At 41.9% G+C, this 1,286-nt stretch carries 2 protein-coding genes; both read right to left on the reverse strand.

What is annotated here, in order from left to right; all coding sequences use genetic code 11:
• On the reverse strand, positions 1 to 544 hold a 544-nt coding region (locus AC1DLM_RS35355; protein WP_477572620.1), incomplete at its 3' end, for a DUF6483 family protein.
• A 153-nt stretch (positions 545 to 697) separates the two neighbouring features.
• Positions 698 to 919 carry a helix-turn-helix domain-containing protein gene (locus tag AC1DLM_RS35360; protein ID WP_028556998.1) on the reverse strand — a complete coding sequence of 74 codons (222 nt, stop codon included), beginning with the start codon at positions 917 to 919 and terminating at the stop codon, positions 698 to 700.
• Between the last annotated feature and the right edge of the window lie 367 nt (positions 920 to 1,286).

Below are 1,286 nucleotides of genomic sequence, written 5' to 3' on the forward strand. Positions count from 1 at the left end.
ATCCTCCATATAATGAAACATCCTCCATATAATGAAACAAAACATCTTCAACCTTCGCATAATTGCTTTGTTTCTCATAATGTAAAAAAAGCTGCCTCTGCACCCCTTCTGGGATCTCCCAGCCTTGAAGATGATTCAAACTCGCAACCATCCGAGTGGCAATTTCATCATTAACCTCATCCTCAGGCTCAACTTCATCCGACAAAGACAAATGCAAAAGTAAATCTAAGGACTTCAGGTGCGCCCAATAGGCCTCCCCATCTTCCTCATGCTGCTTCAACAGCTCACCTTGCCCCACAAACATATCACTAATGACTAACGCCTTCGCCGTATCAATGCTCCCTTGGTAGGATAGCAATTCCAGAATATCCTTACTGGACAAAGACTGGAGGGAACGAATATTCAAACCCAATAAATGACGACTAGCTTCATCTAACTGTCTCTGCGCATCTTCAATCGGGATATGTTCCTTGTTAAAAAGAATCCGATGCAGCACCACCGTCAATTGTTCAATCTGTCGCATCAAATAATCACGCCTGAACATCCGAAGCAGCCCCTTTTGGTTACAAATACACCTCAATTCAGCTTACCACGCCTAGCGCTGAAACTCAAAAATACAACATGATAAAAACATAAAAGCCCCCGTTTCCCTCCAAAGGAGGGTGGGTGGCTTGCATGGATCCCTTTGCTGACGGAATCAGATCTTTAATTCCCCAAGCTTAATCAGTTCTACAACCGCTTGTGAACGACCCTTTACGTTCAGCTTTTGCATGACGTTCGATATATGATTCCTCACAGTCTTTTCACTTATGAAAAGCTGCTGTGCGATATCCTTTGTCGTTTTGTCCTGCACTAAGAGTTCGAATACTTCGCGTTCGCGGTTCGTAAGTAAAAATTTGTTTTTGTGGTCGCTGCCCATGGATGTGTGTCACCCCTCCTTGCTCGGGTATTGGGAATTACAAGGTTAAGGGATACAGTCAAAATTAGTTTATGAAGGGCTGCTGTCAATGGTGCGGTATCTAGAGAAAAATAGGCGGAATACTTTCAACTATAAAAGAGTGTATGTAAGTATGTATTAACTGGATTTTCTACAGCTATTTCCGAGGAATTTCATTAAATATTCCATTTAGATGGAAAAAATGTAGCTAATATATCCAATCGGTTCGGCCCCTTAATTATGGAGTCTATCTGCTGAATACTTGCTTTCTCGCAGTTTCTCATTTTTCGTATTCAACCTTTTTTAAAGGGTAATCTCCACTACCCCTAATTTATTTGCCTTCCAGGCC

The organism is Paenibacillus sp. 01T442 (assembly GCF_056398345.1).

What these genes read in the sequence shown, in the direction of transcription:
- AC1DLM_RS35360 (WP_028556998.1), bottom strand. Translation starts at nt 919, where the DNA reads ATGGGCAGCGACCACAAAAACAAATTTTTACTTACGAACCGCGAACGC.